A 625-nucleotide genomic window follows, 5' to 3' on the forward strand; every position below is an offset into this window, starting at 1 on the left:
CTTCGGCCGCTAACAGCCGAAGTAGATCTCCAGAAAAAAGAGCGGCGGGCCTGGCCCGCCGCTCTTTTTTGTTGACACGGACCAGTCGCCTCAAGCCGCCTTTGCTTCCGGCCTGTGCAGCGCGAAGGAATGTCCGTCGGCAACGAAGATATGCAGGTCTCCGCCATCCGCGCTCAGCCGCAGCGTCGCCCCTCGCTTGACCTCGACATTGCCGGGCAGCTTGGTCACCAGCGGCAGGTCGGCGCGGCCGATGTCCACATAGATGAGCTGGACCTCGCCGAGCTGCTCGACATAGTCCACCTTGCCCTCGAAGAGATAATCGGCGCCGGTGGAGACCACCAGATCCTCCGGCCGCACGCCGAAGCTTACCGCAGCACCCTTCGCTGAAGCCGGCGTGGCGATCGGCACCGTCGCCTTGCGGCCGCCGACATGGCTGACGACAGTCGAATTACCGGTTGTTTCGATCGTCGCCGGCAGGATGTTCATGGCCGGCGAGCCGATGAACTGGGCAACGAACAGATTGCCGGGCTTCTTGTAGAGGTCCATCGGCGTGCCGACCTGCTCGATATGGCCCTCTTTCAGTACCACGATGCGATCGGCCAGCGTCATCGCCTCGACCTGGTCG

General features: G+C 63.4%; 1 protein-coding gene. It reads right to left on the reverse strand.

Annotated elements, in window-relative coordinates; translation table 11 throughout:
• Positions 1 to 90: 90 nt before the first annotated feature.
• A partial coding sequence (locus AC1DX0_RS36770) for a TOBE domain-containing protein (protein ID WP_477359557.1) occupies positions 91 to 625 on the reverse strand: 535 nt, incomplete at its 5' end.

This window comes from Mesorhizobium sp. P3_A9 (assembly GCF_056402975.1).